19 protein-coding genes are annotated in these 24,507 nt (G+C 57.7%); 6 read left to right on the top strand and 13 right to left on the bottom strand.

Annotation, left to right across the window (positions count from 1 at the left end):
• Window positions 1-36 precede the first annotated feature (36 nt).
• Complete coding sequence (locus GGR28_RS07225; RefSeq protein ID WP_183495100.1) at window positions 37-993, bottom strand: isopenicillin N synthase family dioxygenase; 957 nt, start codon at window positions 991-993, stop codon at window positions 37-39.
• 35 nt (window positions 994-1,028) lie between these two features.
• Window positions 1,029-2,078 (bottom strand): gliding motility protein GldB-related protein, encoded by a 1,050-nt coding sequence (locus tag GGR28_RS07220; RefSeq protein ID WP_183495099.1) that lies wholly within the window; start codon window positions 2,076-2,078, stop codon window positions 1,029-1,031.
• A gap of 64 nt (window positions 2,079-2,142) precedes the next feature.
• On the opposite strand from GGR28_RS07220, the gene GGR28_RS07215 reads away from it, so the two are divergent.
• The gene (locus GGR28_RS07215) at window positions 2,143-2,895 is read left to right on the top strand and encodes an outer membrane beta-barrel protein (protein ID WP_183495098.1); all 753 of its coding nucleotides are present in this window, start codon (window positions 2,143-2,145) and stop codon (window positions 2,893-2,895) included.
• Window positions 2,896-3,079: 184 nt separating this feature from the next.
• Window positions 3,080-7,462: a T9SS type B sorting domain-containing protein gene (locus GGR28_RS07210; RefSeq protein ID WP_183495095.1), complete on the top strand. Its 4,383-nt coding sequence runs from the start codon at window positions 3,080-3,082 to the stop codon at window positions 7,460-7,462.
• 1 nt (window position 7,463) lies between these two features.
• Here GGR28_RS07210 and GGR28_RS07205 read toward each other — a convergent pair whose 3' ends face one another.
• The 7 genes from GGR28_RS07205 to GGR28_RS07175 all read right to left on the bottom strand — a co-directional run bounded on the left by GGR28_RS07205 (window position 7,464) and on the right by GGR28_RS07175 (window position 14,024).
• On the bottom strand, window positions 7,464-8,141 hold the full coding sequence (locus tag GGR28_RS07205) for a Crp/Fnr family transcriptional regulator (RefSeq protein WP_183495093.1): 678 nt from the start codon (window positions 8,139-8,141) through the stop codon (window positions 7,464-7,466).
• Window positions 8,142-8,179: 38 nt separating this feature from the next.
• The gene (locus tag GGR28_RS07200) at window positions 8,180-9,010 is read right to left on the bottom strand and encodes a coiled-coil domain-containing protein (protein ID WP_183495091.1); all 831 of its coding nucleotides are present in this window, start codon (window positions 9,008-9,010) and stop codon (window positions 8,180-8,182) included.
• 49 nt (window positions 9,011-9,059) lie between these two features.
• The gene (gene dnaB / locus GGR28_RS07195) at window positions 9,060-11,321 is read right to left on the bottom strand and encodes a replicative DNA helicase (RefSeq protein ID WP_221233831.1); all 2,262 of its coding nucleotides are present in this window, start codon (window positions 11,319-11,321) and stop codon (window positions 9,060-9,062) included.
• Window positions 11,322-11,486: 165 nt separating this feature from the next.
• Window positions 11,487-12,689, bottom strand: a complete 1,203-nt coding sequence (locus GGR28_RS07190) for a hypothetical protein (protein WP_183495090.1) — start codon at window positions 12,687-12,689, stop codon at window positions 11,487-11,489.
• 16 nt (window positions 12,690-12,705) lie between these two features.
• Complete coding sequence (locus tag GGR28_RS07185; protein ID WP_183495089.1) at window positions 12,706-13,230, bottom strand: DUF421 domain-containing protein; 525 nt, start codon at window positions 13,228-13,230, stop codon at window positions 12,706-12,708.
• A gap of 48 nt (window positions 13,231-13,278) precedes the next feature.
• Window positions 13,279-13,641: a rhodanese-like domain-containing protein gene (locus GGR28_RS07180; RefSeq protein ID WP_183495088.1), complete on the bottom strand. Its 363-nt coding sequence runs from the start codon at window positions 13,639-13,641 to the stop codon at window positions 13,279-13,281.
• A 32-nt stretch (window positions 13,642-13,673) separates the two neighbouring features.
• Window positions 13,674-14,024, bottom strand: coding sequence for a rhodanese-like domain-containing protein (locus GGR28_RS07175; protein WP_183495087.1), 351 nt, complete (start codon window positions 14,022-14,024; stop codon window positions 13,674-13,676).
• 79 nt (window positions 14,025-14,103) lie between these two features.
• Here GGR28_RS07175 and GGR28_RS07170 point away from each other — a divergent pair, with 79 nt between their 5' ends.
• Genes GGR28_RS07170 through GGR28_RS07160 form a run of 3 tightly spaced genes read left to right on the top strand, consistent with a single transcriptional unit; the run spans window position 14,104 to window position 17,102 of the window.
• Window positions 14,104-15,057: a DUF6807 domain-containing protein gene (locus GGR28_RS07170; protein ID WP_183495086.1), complete on the top strand. Its 954-nt coding sequence runs from the start codon at window positions 14,104-14,106 to the stop codon at window positions 15,055-15,057.
• A 48-nt stretch (window positions 15,058-15,105) separates the two neighbouring features.
• Window positions 15,106-16,407, top strand: a complete 1,302-nt coding sequence (locus tag GGR28_RS07165; RefSeq protein ID WP_183495084.1) for a sensor histidine kinase — start codon at window positions 15,106-15,108, stop codon at window positions 16,405-16,407.
• Window positions 16,404-17,102: a response regulator transcription factor gene (locus GGR28_RS07160; protein ID WP_183495082.1), complete on the top strand. Its 699-nt coding sequence runs from the start codon at window positions 16,404-16,406 to the stop codon at window positions 17,100-17,102. The genes GGR28_RS07165 and GGR28_RS07160 overlap by 4 nt, the downstream gene beginning before the upstream one ends.
• Window positions 17,103-17,105: 3 nt before the next feature.
• Here GGR28_RS07160 and GGR28_RS07155 read toward each other — a convergent pair whose 3' ends face one another.
• Window positions 17,106-17,408, bottom strand: coding sequence for a hypothetical protein (locus GGR28_RS07155; protein ID WP_183495080.1), 303 nt, complete (start codon window positions 17,406-17,408; stop codon window positions 17,106-17,108).
• 230 nt (window positions 17,409-17,638) lie between these two features.
• Here GGR28_RS07155 and GGR28_RS07150 point away from each other — a divergent pair, with 230 nt between their 5' ends.
• Window positions 17,639-20,311, top strand: a complete 2,673-nt coding sequence (locus tag GGR28_RS07150) for a choice-of-anchor L domain-containing protein (protein ID WP_183495079.1) — start codon at window positions 17,639-17,641, stop codon at window positions 20,309-20,311.
• Here GGR28_RS07150 and GGR28_RS07145 read toward each other — a convergent pair.
• The 3 genes from GGR28_RS07145 to trkA are packed head-to-tail and all read right to left on the bottom strand — an operon-like array spanning window position 20,289 to window position 24,425.
• Window positions 20,289-21,539, bottom strand: a complete 1,251-nt coding sequence (locus tag GGR28_RS07145) for a M16 family metallopeptidase (RefSeq protein ID WP_183495077.1) — start codon at window positions 21,537-21,539, stop codon at window positions 20,289-20,291. The two genes, GGR28_RS07150 and GGR28_RS07145, sit on opposite strands and share 23 nt — an antisense overlap.
• Before the next feature lie 54 nt (window positions 21,540-21,593).
• Entirely contained in the window at window positions 21,594-23,069 is a 1,476-nt protein-coding gene (locus GGR28_RS07140) for a TrkH family potassium uptake protein (RefSeq protein ID WP_183495385.1), read from the bottom strand.
• Between the two features lie 15 nt (window positions 23,070-23,084).
• Window positions 23,085-24,425: a Trk system potassium transporter TrkA gene (trkA, locus tag GGR28_RS07135; RefSeq protein ID WP_183495076.1), complete on the bottom strand. Its 1,341-nt coding sequence runs from the start codon at window positions 24,423-24,425 to the stop codon at window positions 23,085-23,087.
• Between the last annotated feature and the right edge of the window lie 82 nt (window positions 24,426-24,507).

Raw genomic sequence — 24,507 nt, 5'->3', positions numbered from 1 at the left:
CCTTACTCGGCGGACGACTTAGCGTCGGCCGACGAGTTACTTTTTTAGGCCGATCTCGCGGAGGCGCTCGTTGAGGTATTCGCCGGCGGTGATGGGGGGATAGGCCTGGGGGCGGTCGGCGGTAACGGTGCTGGGCAGTACGTCAAGCTTGGTTTCGGGGCGGGGGTGGAGGAAGAAGGGGATGCTGAGGCGGGGCTTGTCCCACTCGGAGCGGGGGGGATTGACGACGCGGTGGGTGGTCGACTTCAGGTAGTTGTTAGTGAGGCGCTGGAGCATATCGCCGACGTTGATGACGATCTCGTCGTTTTCGGGGATGATCTCCTGCCACTCACCCGAGGCGGTTTGGAGCTGCAGTCCGCCGGCACTGGCACCAACGAGGAGGGTGATGAGGTTAATGTCCTCGTGTTGCTCGGCGCGGATGGCGCTCTTGGGCTCCTCCGTAATGGGGGGATAGTGAATGGCCCGCAGGATGCTCATGCCATCGTTGATGTTTTGGTCGAAGTACTTCTCGTCCAGACCAAGGTAGAGGGCAATGGCGCGCAGGAGGCTACTGCCGCTGGCTTCAAATGAGCGGTAGAGCTGGCTGCCCAGTGTCATAAACTGGGGCACTTCGGTCACCTCCGGGTTGGCCTGGAAGGCGCTGTCGTTGCGGTCGGCCAGTTCCTGGCCGATTTGGAAAAATTCTTTGAGGTCGGCTACCTGCGACTGCTTCGCGTGCTCCTTACCGAAGCTGGTATAGCCCCGCTGTCCGGCGGCTCCGGGCACCTCGTACTTCCGCTTGACCTCTACGGGCAGGGCGAAAAACTCTTTCGCGGCGTTATAGAAATCGTCGATCAGGTCCTTCGGGATACCGTGTCCGGTTACGCCCACGAAGCCGATGTTGTGAAACGCGGAGCCAAGTTGCTCGACGAATGCCTGGCGTTGGGCCTTATCTCCCTTTTCGAATTGAGAGAGGTCAACGAGGGGGATGGTACGGGGTGCGGTGGTGGTCATGATATTAGGTTTGTACTGGCCTAACATCGCGGGGCCTATCTCGGTTTGTAGCGGGCCCGCCGTAAAATCTCCTGTCCGTCGGTAAGGGTCATCAGTTCCGAAATGCTCACTTCGGGATTGGCGGCAAGAAAGGAGGCTACAATCTGTCGCCCGAGGTAGTTCACGGCCCCTCCGGGGGATTCCCGGGGCATTCCCTGTGAGTAGGGGGCAGGGCCGGTGTATTTTTTGATCTTGTCTACGTCGGTGGCGTACAGTTCATCTTCCCGCTGCAGGTAGGCGTAAATTTCCGTTTCATTTTGGCGAAGCCATTCCATTCCGTCCGTGGTGACCTCGTAGACTACGTGATCCGGGGTTTCCGGTAGGAGGAGTTCGAGCAGGTAAAGTTTTTTGCCTTCGTAGACCAGGTAGTCGATGAGGCGACCGCTGCGGGGGGCGGGGAAGTGGTCCTCGATGAGGATACGCAGCATTTTGCCGGTGAAGTGAGCCGGAGTGTAGCTCTGGGCAAGGTAGTCCGAGAAGATGGGCTCTTCCGGATTTACTTGCTGGTAGTCGAAGTCGGGTCCGAGGAAGAAATCCAGTCCTGCCGCCAGCTGTCCGTCGCCGTAGAGGAAACCGGCCAGTTCGAAGTGGGTGCTGTAGGTCACTAGGGTGTCCGGCAGGGGCGCTTCGGGTAAGTAGTGGCGATAGTACCGGAGAGATTGGCGCAGCTCTTCCGCCATAGCTTGCACCTGCGGCCCCGCCCCAAAGTGCTGTTGGACCAAGGAGTCGACGACGTGGGTAAGGGGGTAGGCGAGGTAGGCACGCAGGACATTCTGGCCCTCCGCCGGGCTGAAGTCGCCCCGCCGCACCGGCACCAGGTGGGTGAAAAACGCGTCCGTAAAGGTGCCGAATTCAGTATCCAATCGTTGGAGTTCGGTGGTCAGCTGCGCGGTATCTACATTCGGCAAAGCCTGGTCGAAGCGCAGTACGGTGAGTGGTACGTCGATGTTGCTCACATCGGGCGGGGGCGGCTCATCCGGGGTGCAGGACCCGAGGATCAGCAATATGATCGGGAGGAGGAGGGTTAACTGTCTGCTTTCTTTCATTGTTGGCTAAACACCGGCACCGCCGGCTCGTTTGACAACGATCCATGAACCCAATTATTTCCGAATGAAATCTCCTCTACTCCTCACCTGTGCCCTCTTGTTGGGCTCGCTCAGCGCTTCTGCCCAGATCAATCCCATTCAGTTTGGCTTTCAGCTCAGCCCGACCTTCAGTTATATGGGCACCGACAACAACCTCATCGAGGGCGACGGCACCAACCTAGGCCTGAAGCTCGGACTGATGGCCGAATATTATTTTCAGGACAATTACAGCATTCATACCGGCCTCAACATCCACTTCGGATCCGGCGGTGCGCTGCGGTACGACGAGCAGTTTACGGAGGTCGACATTTGGAATGAGTCGCTAGCGGAAACGCTGGTAACCGCACCGACGCCCGCTCAGTTAAGCGGCAAGACCTTCGATTATAAGATTCAGTTTGTGGAGATTCCCCTCGGCCTGACCATGCGTACCCGTGAATTTGGATACATGCGCTACTTCGTCCGGCCGTCCCTCAACCTGGGCATCGTGACCAATGCGAAGGGCAGCATTGAAAATGCCAGTTTCATCGGTTCGGACGAGAACTTCGGCATCGGTAAGGAAGTGAACGCCCTCAACCTGTCGTGGGGCTTTATGGGTGGCGCAGAGTATTCCGTCTCAACCCAGACTTCCATTGTGGGCGGCATCGGCTTTCAGTCGGGTTTCCTCGACCTGACCCGCGACAACAAGACCAGCCTGACCCGTACGGGTCGCAGTCCAGCTAAAGACGACAGCAAGGGCAGGGTAAATTCCATTGTTATCCTGCTGGGCGTCATGTTCTAGACGTAACGGCAATGGGCAGGGCGTCCCGATAGCTGTCGGGGCAATGAAATGAACCCGCCCAACGTTCGTTCGAAGTTATCCCCGCAGGGCGCGTCCCGGGCGGGAACCCTATCCCGTGTTTATGAACTTCACATGTATGCGTAATTGCTTGGTTACACGCACTTTGTTCTTTGCTAGTCTATTATTGCTGGGATCTGCGGGGCTGCGGGCACAAGGATTTGACCTGTTTCCCCTGACAAAAGGAGATGTTGTTACGAAGTCGTCCAGCCTGGCAAAAGCCGCCTGTACCAGCAATCCGGGCACGATTGACGGCTTCACGAACGTAAGCGTAAGCAGCAGTAGTTTTAGCGGCGTGGCTCCAGGTGGGTCGCTGGCCTTTGCTAGCAAGCCCGACACCATCTGGATGTGCATGGGTGATGAGCTGTTGGTAAATCACCGGGCAAACAGCGCAGACCTGAGTGGCGACCCGAATCCTGCCACCCGAGGCGGAGTTGGGTATGCGGTATATGATTGCATGCCTTCCGCTACTGGCCCCCTGGTCAATGACATCAACAGCGACCCCTGCAATCCGGACTTGGGGACCCCGCAGTACAATGGTGACTTGGCGATTGCGCCCCCCGTAGACTACTTTTCCAGGGATTACAATCTTACTGTCCGGAACCGAACTGACGGAATCACCACCCTTTTCGGTGGACCCACCGTACTATACTTTGCGCCCATCACCGTCGATTCTTTCGATACGAGCAATCAGGAATTCCGTTTTGAGGGCACTACCGGCGGTTCCGACCCCAGCCAGTGTACCGTCGTAGACCTAAACCAGACCTTCACCGTAGGCTTCCTGAATTCCGTTACTGCCAGCGAGGCCACCCAGAGCAGCACGACCTGCGCCGGCAGCTTCCGTATCGAAGGCGGGATAAGCGAACTGCGGGGTACGGGCGACTATACTATAAGCATTCGCAACACCGCAACCAATCAAACCGCCTCCCTGGACCGGCCCAGCGGCGCCTACCGTCACGGAGACGTAGTGAACTATACGACTCCCGTGCCTGGCGACTATGCAATCAGCATCACCGACCAAGTGAGTTGCGATTTTGTCGGCATGACCGTCACCCATACGGGTGCCTGTGTAACAACCGGCGGAGCGGCACCCACCTTCACGGCGGTGGTAGACAGCGTGAGCTGTCCCGGCGAGGACGACGGAAGCATCACAATCACCGTGAATGGTGGACTGGCACCATACACCGCGACCTACCGCCGGACCATTCCACCGCCCGCTACCAACGGCCCTACTCAAACGATCGCTACCGAGGGGGGAACGGCCACCTTTAGCGACCTCGTTGCCGGCTTCTACGACGTGACCGTCACGGATGCGCTGGGTGAAGACGTCACCCAGGAAATACAGGTCGTAGAGGGCGTCTCCTTCGGAGCGTCCATTCAGGTCGTACAACGCCCCCTCTGCAACGGCGACAACAACGGCATACTGGTGGTATCCATCTCCGAAAATGCTACTCCCGTCGACGACCCTAATAGTATGGGCTACCGCATTGCGTGGAATACGGGAGCCGCTACGGACACCATTTCGGGACTATCGGATGGAACTTATTCGGTTACCGTGACGGACATCGCCTCCGGTTGTACCCGCACAAGCAGCGTGACCCTCGACCAACCCAATGCGCTGTTTATTGACGTGAGCCAGTCTACCACCAGCGATGCTACGTGTAGCGGCTCCGAGGATGGAGCGATCCGTGTCCGGGTGTCGGGAGGAGTCCGGGACAACGGAAACTACAGTTTTACCTGGTCCGATGGATTTACGGAGTCTGCCGCTGAGTCTAACCGTACCAACCTAAACCCCGGCGACTACAGCGTGACCGTCACCGACCTCAACGGCTGCTCGAATTCCCGTTCCTTCTCGGTTGCGGCCGCTAAGATTCTGGTGATCTCTACCGATTCCACAAACGTGAGCTGTTTCGGTGATACGGACGGCAGCATTTCGATCGGTGGCAGTGCAACGGGATCTCCGGCTACCCTGCCGTTCCGGGCCGGTCTGCTCAACGAGGATGGGACTACCGCCCGACCCTTCTCCAATGTCCCTCCCGGGAATGCTTCCCGCGTAACTTTTGAAAACCTGTCCCCCGGTACCTATATCGCCGTGCTGCGCGACAGCGATCCGCAGGGGTGTGAGGTGCAAGAACGCGTCACCATCAGTGAACCGGAGTTGCTGGAGCTCGATGTGGTCACGACCGACGTTGGTTGCCCCGATCAGGCCGGAACGGCTACCGTCAACGTAAGTGGAGGAACGGCACCCTATACCTTCCGCTTCGTCAACGACAGCATCCCCTCCCCGACGGATACTACCATGACCTTCGACTCCACCACCCTGAGTAACCTGAATAACATCGGTGACCTGCAGCCCGATACGAATTACGTGGTCATCGTCACCGATGCGAACGGTTGTGTCGACACCTCTGCCTTTCAGATATTTTCTCCCCCGACCGCGATCATTCAGCCCATCGTCACGGACTTCGTTTCCTGTCCGGATGACAGCGACGGCCAATTGACCGTAGTAGCCTCTCCCCCGCCCGGTGATTCGATCACCATCACGGGTTACACCTGGTACCGCCTTAACCCCGACAACTCCCTCGGCGAGCAGGTCGACATCGGGCGCACGACCAGCGCCGATCTGACGGTGGGTGCTTATGTCGTTGAGATTTCTCTATCGAACGAGTGTATTTCCTACGGATTCGGACAGGTAGCGAGTCCCGGACTGGTCCAACTCGACACCTTCACGACCATCGATCCGACCTGTCTCGGAGACGATAACGGCAGCATCTTCGTCACGCCCACCGGTGGCACACCCAACTCGGATGGAACCTACAACTACCTCTGGTCGAATAACACCAGTGGCAACCCCACCCGATCCAACAACATCAACAACCTTGCCGCCGGCACTTACAGCGTCACCATTTCCGATGCGAATGCCTGTCAGCCCTTCTTCGATACCACCTTCGTCATCAACGACCCCGTAGGCATTACGGGTGATTTCACGACCGAAGACGTCAGCTGCCCGGACGAAACGACCGCCGATGGTACGGCCACCTTTACTGCCCGCTTCTCCGACGGTACTACCGGCACGTTCGACTTTTACTGGTCGACGGGCGATACCATCCTCAATCAGTCCAGTTCGACCCTGACCGACCTGGTTCGCGGGCCGATCTCCGTGACGGTCACGGACGGTACTTGCCCGCAGGTATTTACCGACACCATCGACAGTCCGGAAAACTTCGAAGTCACCCAGGATATTCGGGACGCCAGTTGCAATGGGGAAACCAACGGCGCGGCCACCGTATCCGTTACCGGGGGCACACCGGGTTACACCTTTGACTGGATCGATCGAACGGAAACCTCCGGCACGATCAACAACGTGCAGGCTGGTGTTTATCCTCTAGTGATCACCGATACCAGGGGTTGTTCGCCCGACACGGTACAGGTTGTCGTGGGGGAGCCGGACCCGCTGGTGCTGCAAATCGATCCTTCATTGACCACGCCCCGGGTTACCTGTACGGGCGACGAGGACGGAACGCTAGCCGTGTTCCTGGCCAGCACTAATAACAACCCGCTCGGCGACAATCCCTATACCTGGTCGGACAACGTCACTGACAACGACGACGAGATTGCCGATAATCTGGCTCCGGGAACCTACGGGGTTACCGTTACCGATGTTGAGGGCTGCCAAGACAGCCTGCAATACACCATTCTGGAGCCAAGCCCGATCTTCTTTACGGTAGAAGACATCATCCCCCCCCTCTGTTTCGGGGAGACGACCACTATCAGCCTCGATACGGCCTTTGGTGGTCAATCATCGAGTCTTAGCGACTTTACCTTCACGTTGAATGAAGATGGCTTCCTCTTCCCAGCCGATCAGCCCGGCACCACCTTCGCGGGCGAAGTTGTGGTCACCGTGTACGACTCCGTAGGTTGTACCGCCCAGGACAGCTTCAGTGTTCCGCAGCCTCCGGAAATCATCATCGACCTGCCCGAACGGATCACGGTCGAACTCGGAGACCGCCTCCGTCAGCTGAACCCCCTCATTAGTCCTGCTAATGATATGTACACTTACCAGTGGACACCACCGGATTCTTTGTCTTCCGACACCATTCGTGATCCCTTCGTGTTTCCCATAAGAAGCCAGGACTATACCCTTACGGTCACCAATCAGAACGGTTGTGAGGCGTTGGCTGATATTTACGTTGAGGTAGACGCCAACCGGAACGTCTACATCCCCAATGTCTTCAGTCCCAATCAGGATGGCCGCAACGATGATTTCCGCATTTACGCCTGCCAGGGCGTAGTGGGTATTACCCGGGTCAATATTTTCAACCGCTGGGGCGGATTAGTCCACGAATTGTCCAACATTCCGGCCAATTGTCTCGACGGTACGCTGCTGTGGGATGGATTTTCGGCTAGTGGCGACCGGGTTGATCCGGGCGTATTTGTCTACACCATAGAGGTAGTTTTTCTGGATGGGGTAACCCTCCTGTACCGGGGTGACATTTCCGTTCTCCGGTAGCTTACTGTAAGCGATCGAGGTCGCGGACGAGCATCCGCTTGCGGTCGAACGAAATAACCTCGTCGCGGCGGAGTTCGTTGAGTACGCTGTTTACGGTCTGCCGGCTCGTGCCGGTCAGGTCGGCGATCTCCTTATGGGTAAGCATATTCCTGACCTCGTGCTCGTAGCCTACCTTGCGTCCCCGGGTGTCGATCAGTTCCCGGAGGAAATCCGTGATTCGGGTTCGGCTCGATTTGAACATCAGGTTTTCCAGGCGCTTTTCCAGGCGCAGGGTACGATTTCCGATGAGTTGGAGAAAGTAGGTTTGCAGTTCACCCCGCTCCCGGAACATCTTATGGAGGTCCCCTTTTTCGAGTACGCAGAGGTCGGTGTCCTCGAGGGCGTAGGCAAAATCCCGCCGGCTTTCCTGACCGATCAGGGCCATTTCACCGAAAACTTCGCCCGTCGTGAGTATTGCCTTCGTGATCTCCTTTCCGTCTTCGCCGTAGGTGCCGATCTTAATGCGGCCACCGTTGATCAGGTAGATCTTCTGGGCAGGTTCTTCGGGTAGGTACACGTACTGGTGTGCGGCAAAGGAGAGGTGATCCACCGTCTCCAGATCACCCCGGTCAACCTTCTTGGGACAAAAAACGAACTGGAGATTGATGTTCTCCAGGAACCAGAGCTGTGAATCGGACATAGGGGTACGGCTGCTTCGACCTTGTATTGACGTGCATCCTATACCGATAGTTTAGTCTCACCGGCTATACGGGCGGACTCGATCTGCCAGTCGGCAATATCGTAAGTCGCATCGTCCAGATCCGCTTGGTAAAGAATCGCTCCGATCTCTTCGGTTGGAGTATTTGCCAGGGCAGTCCAGGATTGAATGCCTGCATCCCGGAGTGCGCGCGATACCCGGTTGTCGATACCGGAGATTCGGGTAAAGTCCGCGGCTTCCGGTTCGCTTACATCCGCCAGCGATTCTCCGATGCGAACCTGATGGGTCGGCTCACCGGTATTGATGGGTGGCAGCGCGGTCGGCTCCGTTTTGGCAAGGCTGGCTACCCGGATTTCCAGGGCCCGCAGGCGTTGCTCTACTGAATCGGTGGCTGCACCTGCGCCCCCGCCCAGTAACTGCTCGTTGCGGGTTTTGAGTCCGATGATCTGGTCGTTCAGGTCCTCGATGGTGGTGGCGTAGCTCTGGTTGGTGGCGGTCAGCCGGTCGTTGTCAGCACGAAATAGTTGGAGGTCGTTTCCGAGGGATCCGTTGCGGTGCTGTACCTCCCTAAGGTGAACGAGGATATCGTCCTTTTCCGTAGTGAGATTGACGAGTTCGCGGGCCAGGGCCTTTTGCTCTTCGTCGGTGGAGGTAACGCGTTCCCGGTAAGTTTCCATTTCTCGCTTAGTAGCCGAAAGCGACTGCCGGATTTTACTGGTTTTCCGTCGTTGTATGAGCCAGCCAAGGCAAATTCCGATGGTTAGGATCAGCAGCCCGAAGATGGCTAACCATAGGGTTTGTTCAACGGAGAGCGTGCCGAGGAAGTCAAGGAAGTCGTAATAGGTTTGCATGCCGGGAGGAGCGTGTTGGTCCCGGTAAGATAGCAAACTGCCTAGAAGGCTAGAATGGAATGTCGTCGTCGGTATTCATCTTACTCGGCAGGGTGCCCCCGCCGTAGGGCTGCTGGGGTTGTCCGCCGGTGATCGCTCCCGAGGGCAGTAGATCGAAGTCGGGGTCGTCGAGATCGCTGAAGCGGGCGAAGTCGCTGTCGAAGCGCAGGCGTATGTCCTTAGCCTCTCCGTGGCGGTTCTTCCCGATGATGATTTCGGCGATGCCGGCCAGGCTGTTTCCCTGCTCGTCTTCGGTGATCTTGTAGTATTCCGGCCGGTAGAGGAACATGACCATATCGGCGTCCTGCTCGATTGAATTATGAACGACCACGTCGTTAGCTACAAAGTTATGGGGCCCAGGTACGGTTAGGTCGAATACCTCCTCCATACCAGCCTCTTCTATACTGACGATGGAGTCCCAGAACAGATCGCTACTGGCCAAATCGGCTAATTCTCCGCAATTGGTGACAGCGGCTACCGTCGATGCACGCTCTCGACTGAGGTTGGACTTATAGAGAGCCGTACCACAGTAACTCATTTCCAGTTCGGCCTGCATTTGCCGGGTGGTAGCCAATTCCGCTACTTGCTCGGCCAGATCGCGCTCGCGCGTGGTGTACTGAATGCAATGTCGAGGTAGCGTACAACCGTCGCCAATCAAATGGCCAAGCAGCGCCAACTCTGCCTCCGTGCGCTCGCTGGGTGGTTGTCCGATATTTGGAATGCAGCGGGGAGTTGCTAAGTGGTCACCAACGGATAGCTCATCCAGCCGTTTCCAACCATCTACCGTCAGGAATTTGTGATTAGCCGTCGCGCGGATGGTCCGCCCCAGGCCCGTACGTAGCCGGTAAGTCATTTTAGTTCCCGTAGAGAAGGCTGCGGTGACCATCGCGGGAACCAACTGATGCTGTTCATTCGAAGCCCACACCCGAAAACCACCCCGGGGGTGTTTCTGTACCAATTCGCGGATGGGTATACGCCGACCATCTCCGGCAAGCGTCACCAGCGTGTCTCCCGTAAGGCAACCCGATTCGCGTAAGTCACTGAGCTGCGGGCGTTTATCTCCACCACGGGTCTCCACCGCCCGGCTCAGCTGGGAGAGGGCGATCACCGGCACTTCCAGCTCCTTGGCTAGTCCCTTGAGGGCGCGGCTGATGGCCGATACCTCCTGTTCGCGGTTGCCGCCCTTGTTGGCTTCTCCGGTGCCCGACATCAGCTGCAGGTAGTCGATGATCACCATGCTGATGCCCTTTTCAAGCTTGAGGCGGCGGCACTTGGCGCGGAGTTCGAAGACGTTGATGCCGGCCGTGTCGTCGATGTAGATCGGGGCCTCGCCGATGCGGTTCATGGCCTCAACCAGGCGGACCCACTCATCGTCGTCGAACTTACCGTTCCGCATTTTCTGGCCGTTGACCTCGGCGTCCTGACTGAAGATACGGCCGGCCAGCTGGGCGGCGCTCATCTCCAGGCTGAAGATGGCTACCCCGTGGCCAAATTCTGCGGCGGCATTGCGGGCCATGGAGAGGACGAAACTCGTCTTACCCATCGCCGGGCGGGCCGCGACGATGATGAGGTCGGAGGATTGGAGTCCGGAGGTAAGGCGATCCAGCTCCGTAAAGCCGGTGGGAATTCCGGTGAGGCCGTCTTCTTTTTCGCGGAGCATGGTGAGCTGGTCCATCAGCTGATTGGCCAGGGTACCCATATCGGCCACCTGTTTGCCCATGTTGCGCTCGGTGATCTCAAAAACGAAGTTCCCGGCCTTATCGAGCAGGTCAAGTACGTCGGTGCCGTCTTCGTAGGCGTCCTTGATGATTTCGGTGCTCGTGCGGATCAGCTCGCGCTGGATGAACTTCTCCGTAACGATCCGGGCGTGGTACTCGATGTTGGCCGAGCTGGTCACCTTGCTTGTAAGTTGGGCCAGGTAGGCTGCTCCCCCGACGACTTCGAGCTCCTCGTGCTTGCGCAGGTCTTCCATGACCATCAGCAGATCGATGGGCTGGCTCCGCTCGAAGAGCCGCCGCATGCTGCGGTAGATCGCCTGGTGGGCGGGCTTGTAGAACGAGTCGGCGGAGATGATGTCCAGCACCTTAGTCATGGCCTCCCGTTCGATCAGGATGGCCGAAAGAATGGCCTCCTCCAGGTCGGGTGCCTGAGGGGGCAACTTGCTATAAGCGGGTAGATTCGCCTCCTCCAGCCTGCTCCGATTACTGTAGGCCGTGGCCGTGCTGCCGTTGCCGTTGTAGTTCCGCCGTTCCATCTTTTTGTCCTTCGCCATCAGAATACAAAGATACGGAGTTTTTAAACAATTTGTTGTGGAAAAGGCTGTGGATAACGGCTTTGTTGTGTGGAGAACGTTGGGTACGTGCTTGTTTTTTTTACCGCAGATTGCGCGTGGATTTGGTTCGCGGATTTTCGCGGATTGGCTGAGGTGCTCGCCCCGTTAAGCCTTTTTGTACTCCCCCATTCCTACTTCGCTCACGTCCATCATTTCAAAGGGCTCCCAGCTGGCATCCGCCGCCAGGGCCTTGCGGTAGGCCAAGTGGACCCGGTGGATCTCGGTATTCATTTGCCGGCAGGTGTCGACCATGAGTTTGTTGTGGCCGCGGATGGTCGCCATATCCACGTAGCGGTAGGTGCGGCTGGTGTGGCGGTCGCCGCTCTGGAACATGGCATCGACCATGAGAGGATATACGCCCTGCCGCTGGTAATCCTTGGCGATACCGAAGGCGATGCCCTTGCAATTGCGGGGTTGCTTCTGAAATTTCAGGCGGTAAAGGAATTTTGGTAGCCCGAGCCAGTTCAGTTTTCCATTTACGCCCCCCAGGAAACAGTTGATGTCGGGGATGAGCCCGGCCAGGCCGATGGGCCGCCCATCCTTGTTGTAGGCGATGCAGGTGAGGTGGGGGTCCATAATGGGCTTCATCTGCTGGAAGGTGGGGTAGATGTCGTCTCCGGTCAGTGGCTTGAAGTAGGGCCAGTGATTAAAGGCGGCATTGTAGGCCTCGGCAAAATCGGCGGCCCCTTGCTTTAAGTTCTTCCGGTCGAGTTGTTTGGTATACAGGCCGTAGCGGTCCCGCACGCGCGCGGCCAGCTTGCCGAGCCGCTCGCCCGGAAACTCCGACACCACCCCCCGCATCGTCAGGCACTGCTCGTGGGCTTGGTAGCCGTTTTCCTCAAAGAAGGTCTGGTAGTACGGCGGATTGTAGGTTTCCTGGTAGATGGGCCGGTACCAACCCTTGACTAACAGTCCCCAAAATTTATCGCGCTCGCCGAAGTTGATCGGCCCGTCTACCGCCTGCATGCCCCTGTCGCGCAACCAGGTTTCCGCGGTGGTAAGCAGTAATCGGGCCATGTCAGCATCCTCGACCGATTCAAAGAACCCTATTCCCCCGGAGGGCAGGTCCAGCTCCTTGTTGCGTTCGACGTCGATGAAGGCCGCAATCCGCCCCACCGCCCGGTTGCCGTCCATCGCTACCCACCGACGAAGGTTATCTCCGGTGTGGGCGGCATTCTTTTCACTCAGGATGCCCTCGATGTCGCTGCGCAGGGGATAAACGTACTGCGGATTGCCCGCGTACACCATGTCCAGTACGCCGTGCCATTCTTCCCAGTCGGTATTTTCTTTGATCCGGTATTCAGCCATGCCGCGAAGGTAGCAACTAGCGCACCACGCCCTCGAGCAGCAGCTCCTCCAGTTCTCCTCCCCCTACTTCCTGGTGCAGGACGGAAATATCACCGGTCGTCTCCAGCACGACGGCCTTCACCTGCTCGAGCCGGATCACGTTAGCTTCCCGCAGTTTGGCAATGATGTCGGAGCGGCTCACGCCGGTTTTCTTCATGTTGTCGTGCAAGAAAGTGGTGCCGTCCATCAGTAGGGTCGGACTGTTTTCGGAGATCTGCTGGAAGGTATCCCAGCGAATCTTTAGTCCGGCAAAGATCTGCTGAAACAACATGATGGTGCCCAGGGCTACTACCCCCTTCACCAGGGAGGTGTCGCTGTTCATAACTACAGAGGCCAGGATGGACCCGATGGCAATGGTCGAAGCGAAGTCGAAGCTTGACATTTTTGCAAAGGTCCGCAGTCCGGAGATGCGCACCAGGACCACGATAGCGGTAAAAATGAAGAATACGGAGGCGATCGTTTCCAGCAGCAGGGACCAGGATACATTGAGCCAGTCTTCCATAAATTTTGCTTTCTTATTAAAGCAGGCAATGGCGGGCCAATGTTTCGTTTACCGCCCCTTCCAGGCCGTGTATCCCCCCTCCAGGTTGTACAGTCGTGCAAACCCAGCCTCCGACATCATTTCACAGGTCTGGCTGCTGCGGCCACCCACCGCGCAGTACACGAGGTAGGTGCGGTCCTTGTCCAGGCTTTCAATCCGTTGCCGGAAATCGGGGTCCCGAAAATCCATTTCCACGGCTCCCGGTATTTTCCCCTGGCTCACCTCTCCGGGCGTGCGCACGTCGAGCAGTACGACGTCTTCTTCCCCCATCCGTTGGCGAAATTCATCAACCGATACATTGGAGTAGGCAGTAGCGGGGGGCGGGGACGCGGGTGCTGTGTTAGCCTGACCGCAAGCCTCTACGAGAAGCATAAGTAAGGGCAAAGTGCAGAGCAGTCGGGTAATCACGAGTAAGCGTTTATGCCACCATCGAGGTGGACCAGTTTGTCAATGCCCGCATTCCGCATCAGGGTGCAGGCCCTTACGCTGCGCCGACCGCTGCGGCAGTAGACGAGGTAGGTTTGCTCCCGATCGAGCCGGTCGATCTGTTCGAGAAAATCCGGGCCGAGGTAGTTCAGGTTTACCGCTCCCTCCAGGTGGTGTCCGGCGTATTCTTGTTCATTGCGTACGTCGATCACCGTGCCGGGGGTGGCCGCTTCCCGCAGGCGATCAAATTCCTCCGGACCCACGTTCTTCAGTTCCTGCTTAAGCAGTTGCCAGCGGGGAATGGGGCAGGGGGGCGTGGCATCTTCCATGGGAATCGTACTTTAGGGTCAGGAGCAAAGATAACGGATGAAGTCAGTGATTTGGTTGGGCATAGCGGTAAACCTCCTAATGGCATCCTGCCAAACGGATCCGCCGCCGCCCCGCATTCAGGTAAACGATACCGAACTGCGGATCACCATGGCCGGGCGACCGGTACTCAGTTACCAACTCGCCGAGCAGCTCGAGGAGCCGGTAGACGGAGATACGCTCCCGGCCTATTACAGCCGCAGCGGGTTCATCGATCCGGTTTACAGCCCCGCCGGACGCCTCATCACCGATGCCTTTCCCGTGGGCCACTCCCACCAGCACGGCATTTTTATGGCCTGGACCAGTACCGACTTCCGGGGAGAGGACATCGACTTCTGGAACCAGCAAGACCGAACCGGCACTGCGCGGCACGTGGCCCTCCTCGAAACCATTGATTCGGCGGATATGATCGGCTTCCGCGCACGGTTGCAGCAGGTCAGCAGTAAATACGGTCCGATTTTACAAGAAGACTGGCACATACGCGTCTACGACAGCACCTCCCCCTACGTATGGGACCTGCGCAGCGAACAGACCAACATCACGGACGACACCCTTTTCCTCAATAAGTACAGCTACGGCGGCCTCGGCGTGCGGGGCAGTGCGGAGTGGAATGAGTCTGACTCGCTCATGTACCGCGCACCGGCCAGCTTCCTTACCGACGCCGGTGCCGATCGGGCGGCCGCCAACCATACCCGCCCGGCGTGGACGGCGATATACGGGCCCCTAGACGGTAGCGATGAGGACGGTACGGCCGGACTGGCCGTGTTTTCCCATCCCGAAAATTTCCGCTCTCCACAGTTCGTTCGCGTTCATCCCGAGATGCCCTATCTTTCGGTTACGCCGGTAGTGGAGGCCGGCTTTTTTATCCCTCCGGGGGGTAGTTACGTCTCCCGCTACCGCTTCGTCATCTTCGACGGCGAAGCCGCCGCAGCCAACCTCGACCGATTCGGCTGGACGAACTTCCCCTCCTCCGCTACCCGTCCGCTGATCGACTGAGCCGGAAGGGATACCGTATCTTTTTCTGCATGCGTTGTTACTTATTCCATGGGCAAACACATCATAAGGCGGGTGATCGCGCTGGGCGTAGTGGCCATCTTCGGCATTGTGGGCATGCAGACCTACTGGGTAGCTACTACCTGGAACCTTAACGACACCGAGTTCAGCCAGAAGGCACAGCTGGCCCTCTACGGCGTGGCCCGTCAGTTAGCCGCGGAAAACAAGGCGGACCTGCCGAAACGCGACATCGTACGGCAGCGCAGCAGCAACTACTTCATTGTCAATACGGAAAGCGAGATCGACGCCCAACGGCTGGAGTACCTGATGCAGCAGGAGCTACAGCGGCTCAATCTCGACATCGACTTCGAATATGCCATCTTCGACTGTTCCACCAATGAAATGGCCTACGGCGGATACTGCTACGCCGACACCCCTCAGCTACCCGACGACGGTCCGGTAGCGGGCAGCTACCTGCCGCCCGACGAAAGCCTCCTGTACTATTTCGGCGTGAAGTTTCCCACCCGCATCGGCTACATCTGGCAAAAAATGCAGCTGGTGATCTTTCTGTCGGTGATCCTGATTCTCACCGTCGTATTTTTCATTTACTCCATGATCGTCATTTTGCGTCAGCGCCGGCTGGCGGGCATGCAAAAGGAGTTCATCGACAATATGACCCACGAGTTTAAGACGCCGTTATCGACGATCCGGATTGCGGCGGACGTAATTGCCCGCGACCCGTATGTCGCCAGTGACGCACGGCTTGCGCGCTACGCCCAGCTGATTTACGATCAGTACGAAAGATTAAACGAGCAGGTAGAGAAAGTGCTGCAGATCGCCCGCATCGAAAAGGGCAGCTTCGACGTGCAACGGGAGCAGATCGATCTTCAGGAGCTCCTGCCGCCCTTGCTCAGCAGTGCCCGGGCGCGTACCGAGGAGCGCGACGGTCACCTTACCTGGCAACTGCCCGATCGCCCGATTCCCCTCCACGCCGACCCCCTGCACCTGGCAAACATCCTACACAATTTGCTGGACAACGCGATCAAGTACGGTGGGGAAACCCCCCACATTGCCGTGGTCGGCCGCATTTCCCGGGGGCACCTCCACCTGGCCGTCAGCGACGACGGGCCGGGGATCGCGCCCGAACACCAGGACCGCCTCTTCGAAAAATTTTACCGGGTGCCCACCGGCGACGTGCACGACGTGAAGGGCTTTGGTCTCGGCCTTTACTATGTGAACCAAATCTGCCGCGCGCACCGGTGGAACATTCGGGTCGAGAGTAAGCTCGGTCGTGGTACAACACTGCACCTGCGCATCCCGCTATCCACCACCTCCGAAGCCGTAACCGCATGAGTAAAGCCAGCTTACTGTACGTCGAAGACGACGAAAGCCTTGGTTTCGTCACCCGGGACAACCTGGAGTTGAACGGCTTTGCGGTGACGCACCTGGAGTCGGGCACTGCCGCCGCCACGCTGATCGAGGAGGGTAGACTGAGTTTCGACCTGTGCCTATTTGACGTAATGCTGCCGGGAGTGGACGGCTACGAACTGGCACGGCGCATCCGGGAGCGGGATCAGAACATTCCCATCCTGTTTTTAACGGCGAAAAGCCTCAAAGAGGACCGACTGCACGGCCTACGCATTGGAGCGGACGACTACATCACCAAGCCCTTTAGCATCGAGGAGCTGATCCTGAAGATCGAGGTCTTCCTGCGGCGCAACCGGGTGCGGCCGGCTACCCCCACCTTTGATCCCCGGCAGATCGGCAACTATCGCTTCGATGCCGCCCAGCTGCAACTCTCCTACGGCGAGGAATCCCGGCGGTTGACGCGGCGGGAAGCGGAACTGCTGCAGCTGCTGAACCGCAACCGGGAAAAAGTACTGGAGCGCAGCAAGATACTCGAGCAAATTTGGGGGGAAAACGACTATTTTCTGGGGCGCAGCCTCGATGTTTTCGTGAGCCGGTTGCGCAAGTACTTGAACAAGGATGCCCGCATCAGAATCGAGAACATTCACGGTGTCGGGTTTACCCTTACCATTGCCGACTGAGGCTCACCGTCCGTGCCACATTAGGATGGCCCCAAAGAGCGTAATGAGCAGCAGCAGTACCGTTGCCATACGAATGCTACGGCGCAGGTAATTGCCGAAATCACGGATCGCACCGGCCTGACCGGGATAGGCCGGCACTACCTCTTCTTCCATTCTCCGGGGACTAAGGATTTGGGCGGCGGTAAAATCTACCTCACTTCGTACCAGCACCCGATACGCCCGCATTACCTTAGCGCGGAAGTAAAGATTAACGAATAGCATCGCCAGGAAAAGCACGATAACGGTGGTGAGGAGAAGTACAAACATATTCGAAAGACAGCTGGCCGTCACAATAGGGTGAAAGCCAACAAACACCAGCAGCCCAGGCAGGGTTCTGGTATAAGCACCTCCGACCCAAGACACTATTGAATTATCCCGTTAATTTTTGGAGGAAGAGTATAAAACGTGCAATACCATCGGCCTTGTACTGGTTTTGACTCCAGACTTGTCTTAGAGCAGTTCACCTCCAAGCCCTAACGACTTGCTAACCGATCTTGATGATCTTTCGAATTTTACTCCTTTCCTGGCTGTGCTGGACGACTACCGCTGTGGTCGCTCAATCCTCTGCGTCGCCGTTGGAGGTAGATCCCCGCTATAGTGCGGAGCGGTTGGTGAAGGAAGTATTCGCTACCGATCGGTGCGAAACCATCTTCAACGTCAGACAGATCGGCAGCAATCCGGACGGCATCGGCTACTTTACGGGCTCGGAAGACATTGTGGGTTTCAATCGTGGAATCGTCCTTTCCACGGGAAAAGTGCAGAATGCCGTCGGACCCAACAAGCGAACCAATACCGGTTCACAACTGAGCGGACTGACCCCCGACCCCGACCTTGATCGAGTTTCCACCGGAGCAGTTTACGACCGCAGCGGTATCGAGTTCGACTTCGTGCCGTTGGAGCCGGTCATCACCTTCCGCTACGTTTTTGCTTCCGAAGAATACTGTGAATTCGTAGGGGCTAAGTTTAATGACATCTTCGGCTTTTTTATTAGCGGTCCGGGTTTCGCGGGGCCCTACGCCGATAGCGCGGTCAACATCGCCCTTATCCCCGGTACCCGCCAGTCCGTTTCAATCAACAACGTCAACTACCGCACCAATAATCAGTACTACCTCGACAACGAGTTCGCCGCCACCAAGCAACAGGCCAACTGCGGCGGCAGCACGGAAACCGGTCCTCGTTTCCAATCGATCGAATACGACGGACAGACCGTCATCCTCACCGCTACGGTAAAGGTACAGGTCTGTGAAACTTACCATATCCGCCTACTGGTGGCCGACATCAACGACAGCAACTTCGATTCCGCGGTGTTCCTCGAAGCCGGCAGCTTTGATCTCGGTGCGAGTGTGAGCCTGGAAAGCGAGGGAGGACAGGATGAGCCCATCGTGGTTTACGAAGATTGTACACCCACCACCATGCGCGTGGTGCGGGGGGCCGATAGCCAAATCGACCGGGACCAGACCATAAACTACCGCCTCAGCGATAACTCCGTGGCTACGGATACGGCCGATTTCACCGCCGGCCCGGGCACCGTGACCATACCCGCCGGGCAAATGTTCGCCGAAATTCCCATCTCCGCCCTCTCCGATACGCTGCAGGAAGGCGAAGAGGAGGCGTGGTTGATCCTTGATGTTCCCTGTGCGTGTTACACCGATTCCGTCCGCATCGTCGTGCGGGAAGCCGCCCCGCTGGAAGTCGGACTGGATGACACCTTTTACTACTGCCCGGACAACGGTTCTACCCTCTCCGTCAACGTTGCCGGCGGTGTTCCGCCCTATACGTACGAGTGGAGCTTCGGAAGTCGGGAGGCCGAGCCCGTAGTCGCCGGAACTTTACCCGACACCATTTCGGTTCGCGTCGCGGATGCCTGCGGGGAGGTACAAACGCGCCGTGCGGCAACCCAGGGAAGCGACCCACCCACCGTCGAATTTCCAACCCAGGACCTTACCGCTTGTTGGGGAGAAGAGCAGCAAATCGTAGCCGACCTAACCGGCGTCGGCCCCTTTCGGCTGACGTACCAGATCGATGCCGGTGCCCCGCGGACGGTCCTGATTTCCAACGCGGGCCGGGGCAGTTGGCCCGTAACTCGGAGCGGCGACTACCACATCATCGGAGTTTCGGACCGTGCCTGCTCCACTGAAATCAGTGAACGGCTGCGCGTGGATTTTTACCAGCCCGTCCTGAACACCTCGTTCACCGATCCAACGTGCGCGGGAAGCAACGACGGTACGATCTCCGCCACTCACCTTCCGACCGTAGAACCTTACACCTACCAATTGGATAGCTCGGCAGTAGATGGCCTGGCTTTTACCGGACTGGGCCCCGGGGACTACCTCCTCCAGGTCACGGATGCCCTCGGATGTGTAGATTCGGCCTTCGTTCCTATTCGTGATCCTGAATCGATCCAACCCATTGACCTAACCTGCGACCAGCTCCGACGCCCCCCACTTTCCCTCAATGCCAACGGGGGCATCCCGCCCTATGAATACAGCGTCGACGGCAGCAACTACTTCGGTGGCGAATTATGGAATACCCTCACCCCGGGAACCTACTACCAGCTTAGTATCCGGGATGCCGCGGGCTGTGAGATTCTACAGCCGGAATTCTTTTTCCCTAAGGCCGCCCAACGGTACGTTGCCCTACCTGCTTTCTTCCCACAGGATGCCGGCGGTAACGTCAACATCCGGTTGAACTACCAGGTGCCGAGAAATCAGATTTTCTCGTACCGCTGGGAACCCGCCGAACTGTTTGATTGCCCCACCTGCCCCAACCCAACCCTTACCGCTCCGTACACTCAGGACATCGATCTGATCCTGCAGGATATATACGGTTGTACGGATAGCCTTACCACCTACGTAGCGGTCGATGGTCGGACTCCGTTCTACGTACCCAATGTCTTTAGTCCCAATGGCGATGGCAACAACGACCACGTAGCCATCTTCGCTAATTCCGGTTTGGTCGAGCGGGTCGTGAGCTTCCGTGTCTATACCCGCTGGGGAGAAGTCGTATGGTCCGATGCCGATTTCGCGCCGAATTCAGCCCAGCGCGGGTGGGACGGCTACACGGGAGGACAGCCGGCCAATACGGGCACTTACCTCTGGTCCGCCGAGATTCGCCTCTACAATGGTCAGATCGAGCGGCAGGCGGGGTCTACGCTTCTGATATCAGAGTAAGGTATTCGAGTTCGGCGCGACGAGTCGGAGCAAGGTACTTACGGGCCACCCGGTTGATTTCCTCTACGGTTAACGATAAGTAGCGGTCCATCTCGGTATTGATCAGATCCGGCTCACCGAGCAGGGCGTAGAACACGAGCTCATTGGCACGGCTGCTGATGTTGGCTTCCCGGTAGTGGTTGCGTTGCTCCAACTGATTGATCACCTTCTCCAGTTCTTCGTGGTTGATGCCCTTTTCGATCATTTCACCGATGGCGGCAAAGAGGGCTTCGCGCGCAAGCGAGTAGTCTACGTCCTCACTCGGGCGTGCTTCCACGATGATGCCCCCCGCCTCCAGGTTATCGTTGATGCCGGCACTTACCTCGGCGAAGAGTTCCGTGTCCCGCACGAGACGTCGGTAGAGTAAGGAAGATCGGCCGCCGCCGAGAAGAAAACTGAGCACATCGGTTGCCGGAAAATCGGGATGCATTCGGTCCTCCGTCCGGAAGTGTAAGTAAATGACCGGGCTGGGAACATCGGCCCTGACCGTTAGGTGACGCAGTTCGCGCTGTTCCGGCTCCGCCGTGATGGCCGGGCGTTCCGGTAGGGCGGAAGCGGGGATGCGTCCGAACCAGTGGGCGATGCGGTCGCGTACGGTAGACGGATCGAACTTCCCCGCAATACAGAGGATCGCGTTGTCGGGCCGGTAATATCGGTAGTAAAACTCCTTAACTTCCGCAAGGGTGGCTCCCTGAATGTGACTGATCTCCTGACCGATCACCGGCCACCGGTAAGGGTGTTCGCGGTAAATGAGGGAGTTAAAGTGGTGGTACAGATCGCCGTAGGGCTGTTCGAGGCAGGTCTCCCGAAACTCTTCTACAACGACGCGCTTTTCGTTTTCCAGGGAGCGCTCACTGAAACGAAGCTTGCGCATCCGGTCGCTTTCTAACCACAGGGCGGTTTCCAGATTCTCGGCCGGGAGGACATCGTAGTAGAGGGTATAGTCGCTGCTGGTCACGGCGTTGTTCTCGCCACCGGCCAACTGGAGGGCATCGTCAAAGTTGGGAACACTCTCGGAGCCGGCAAACATGAGGTGCTCGAACAGGTGGGCGAAGCCCGTGCGGTGGGGTGGATCGTTGCGGCTACCTACCTTATACAGTACGTTGACGGTAGCCACCGTGCGCTGCTCATCGTGGTGCAGCAGTACGGTGAGTCCGTTGTCGAGAGTATAGCTTTCAAATTTGATCATACATCAAGGAAAAACCACGAGATATCGGGATAGTTGCTACGTCCGACGGACGGGTCAGTTCAGTCGCCAGAAGTAGGGCGTGAAGAGGACCAAAACGGTGAAAATCTCGAGGCGGCCCACGATCATCACAAAGCTAAGAAACAGCTTCACCGGATCGGACAGCCAGGCAAAGTTATCTACCGGCCCCACTCCGCCAATGCCGGGACCTACGTTGCCCAGACTGGTTGCCATGGCCCCCACGGAGGTTTGAAAATCCAATCCCAACATACTCAGCACCACCGACCCGATCACGAAAAGAATTAGGTAGAGCAGCAGAAAATTAAAGATGTGGGTAATGATCCGCCCCGGCACGATCTGCCCGTTCAACCGCAGGGGAATGATCGCCTGGGGATGAATGATCCGTTTAAATTCCAAAAAGCTGTTCTTGAAGAATACGAGGTTGCGGATGATCTTAATGCCGCCGGCGGTGGAGCCGGCACATGCCCCTAAAAACAACAGCACGAAGCAGATCATGGTAAGGCTGGGCGTCCAGCTGGTATAATCTGCCGAAACGTACCCCGTAGTGGTGACGAGACTCACCACCTGAAACATACTATCCCGGAAACTCTGTTCCAGCGGAACCCCCGTGATGTACCAAATGCGCCCGGTGAAGAACAGCGATACCACCACCACCAGCCCGATATAGGCCTTCAGCTCGTCACTCTGCCATACTTCCGACCAGCGTCGCTTGAGGCTCAGGTACAGCACGGTGTAGTTCACTCCCGCCAAAAACATGAATACGATCAGAATGTACTGGATCAGGGGCGGGAAGGCCGCAGCACTGGCGTTGCGCGTACTGAACCCCCCGGTAGCCATGGTGGTCAGGGCATGGTTAATGGCTTCGAACGGGCTCATTCCCGCCACGAACAGCACGATGCCCTCGGCAACGGTGAGTCCGACGTAAATGAACCACAGCCGTTTAGCGGTTTCACTGATGCGGGGGTGGAGCTTGTCGGAGGTCGGTCCCGGTGCCTCGGCCGCGAAGAGCTCGATGCCGCCGATCCCCAGCAGGGGGAAAATGGCCACCGTCAGGACGATGATGCCCATACCACCGATCCACTGGGTAAGACTGCGCCAGTACAGCAGTCCGCGGGGCTGGATCTCGATGTCGGTCAGGACGGACGCACCCGTAGTGGTCATTCCGGAGACGGTCTCGAAGAGGGCATCCACCACGTCGGGCAGCATGCCGCTGTACAGGTAGGGTAACATACCGAACGATACCATGGCCGTCCAGCTCAGCGCCACGATCAGGTAGCCCTCCCGCTTACGAATGTTCACGTCGGCGGGGCGGGGGAGGGTGTCGTCGCTCGGGCGGCGCTGGGTGGTGAGCCACAGAATCCCGGCCGCCGTGATCGTCGTCAACCCCGCATACAGGAGTGGCAGTACACTCTCCCCGTAGTACGCGCTGAATGGGATACCGGTCCACATCATCATTCCGATGATCAGCAACAGGACGCTGATCACACGGGCGATGGGCCAGAAGTTGATCAATTGGTGCATAAGCCGCTATCGGAACAATTGCTCAAGACGCCGGATGGCCTGCGGCTTGGCGAATACAATCACCCGATCGCCGAGTTGCAGTTGGGAAGCACCGTTAGGAATGATGGTTTCATTCCCCCGAATGATGCCCCCCACGAGGGCCGTATCCGGAAAGTGAAGCTCCTTGAGCGTTTTTTTCGTGAGCTGGTTGCTCTTAGTGATCACGTACTCGATGACTTCGGCATCCACCCCCTGCAGGCTGGTAACGGCCTCCACGTTGCCCTTGCGGATGTAGCGGAAAATGTTGTTCGCCGCCAGCAGCTTTTTGTTGATCAGGGTGTCGACCCCGATGTTCTGACTGATGTGGATGTACTCCTTGTTCTCCACCTGGGCGATGGTCTTGTACACCCCGTGGTTGTGGGCGGTCAGGCAGGCGATGATGTTGGTCTCGCTGTTTCCGGTAAGGGCCATGAACGCATCCATTTTCGACAGTCCCTCCTCCTCCAGGAGGTCGAAGTTGGTGTAGTCGCCCTTCACCACTAACACGTTGTCGAGCTGGGCGGTGATGCTCTTGCAGCGGGCCTTGTCTTTTTCTACGATCGTTACGCTGTAGTCGTGCTGCAATCTTCGGGCGGTAGCAATGGCCAGGTCGGTACCGCCCATGATCATGGCGTTGGTCACCTTCACGTGCTTTTTGCCCACGAATCGCTCCACCAGGTTGGTGTGCTCGGGCCGTGTGATGAAGTAGATGTGATCGTTGCGCCTCAACTCGGTGTGGCCGCGGGGGATGAGCGTCTGGTGGCCCCGCAGAATGGCGATCAGCTGCAGTTCCTTGCGGTCGTTGAGGCCCTCGATCTCGCCGAGTTGGCGCCCGACCAGCGGCGAGTTGGTGTCGAGGGTGATCCCCACCAACGACAGCTTGCCGTCTTCAAATTCGTAGATGTCCGTGAAGGAGCACTTCTTTATGAGCCGCTCGATCTCCACGGCCGCCAGTTGGCGCGGGCTGATGAGCTGATCGATGCCGAGGGAGCAGATCGTTTGTTCGTTGTTGCACTCCAGGTATTCCTCGTTGTCCACCCGGGCAATCACCCGGCCGGCACCCATCTTTTTTGCCAGGATGGCCGACATCATGTTGGTCTGCTCGCTGGTCGTTACCGCCAGCAGCAGGTCGGCGGCACCGACCCTTGCGGTCTCGAGGGTGGACAGGCTGGTCGCGTCTCCCCTGACGGTGAGCACATCGAGGTGGGAACCCGCGTAGTCGAGCACTTCCTGGTCGTTGTCGATCAGTACAATGTTCTGATTTTCCGTTACCAGTAGTTCGGCAAGGTGGAAGCCCACGTCACCGGCTCCGGCGATTACAATATTCATCGTTCTCGATTGGGGTTTGCGGCCGCAAAGTTCGTCATTCCGGACAACATACTTGTTGGCGGGGCCGCGGGTGCAGTGATAA

The sequence above is a fragment of the Neolewinella aquimaris genome (genome assembly GCF_014197245.1).
GTDB lineage: Bacteria > Bacteroidota > Bacteroidia > Chitinophagales > Saprospiraceae > Neolewinella > Neolewinella aquimaris.
This window is presented reverse-complemented; position numbering and strand designations above follow the sequence as displayed.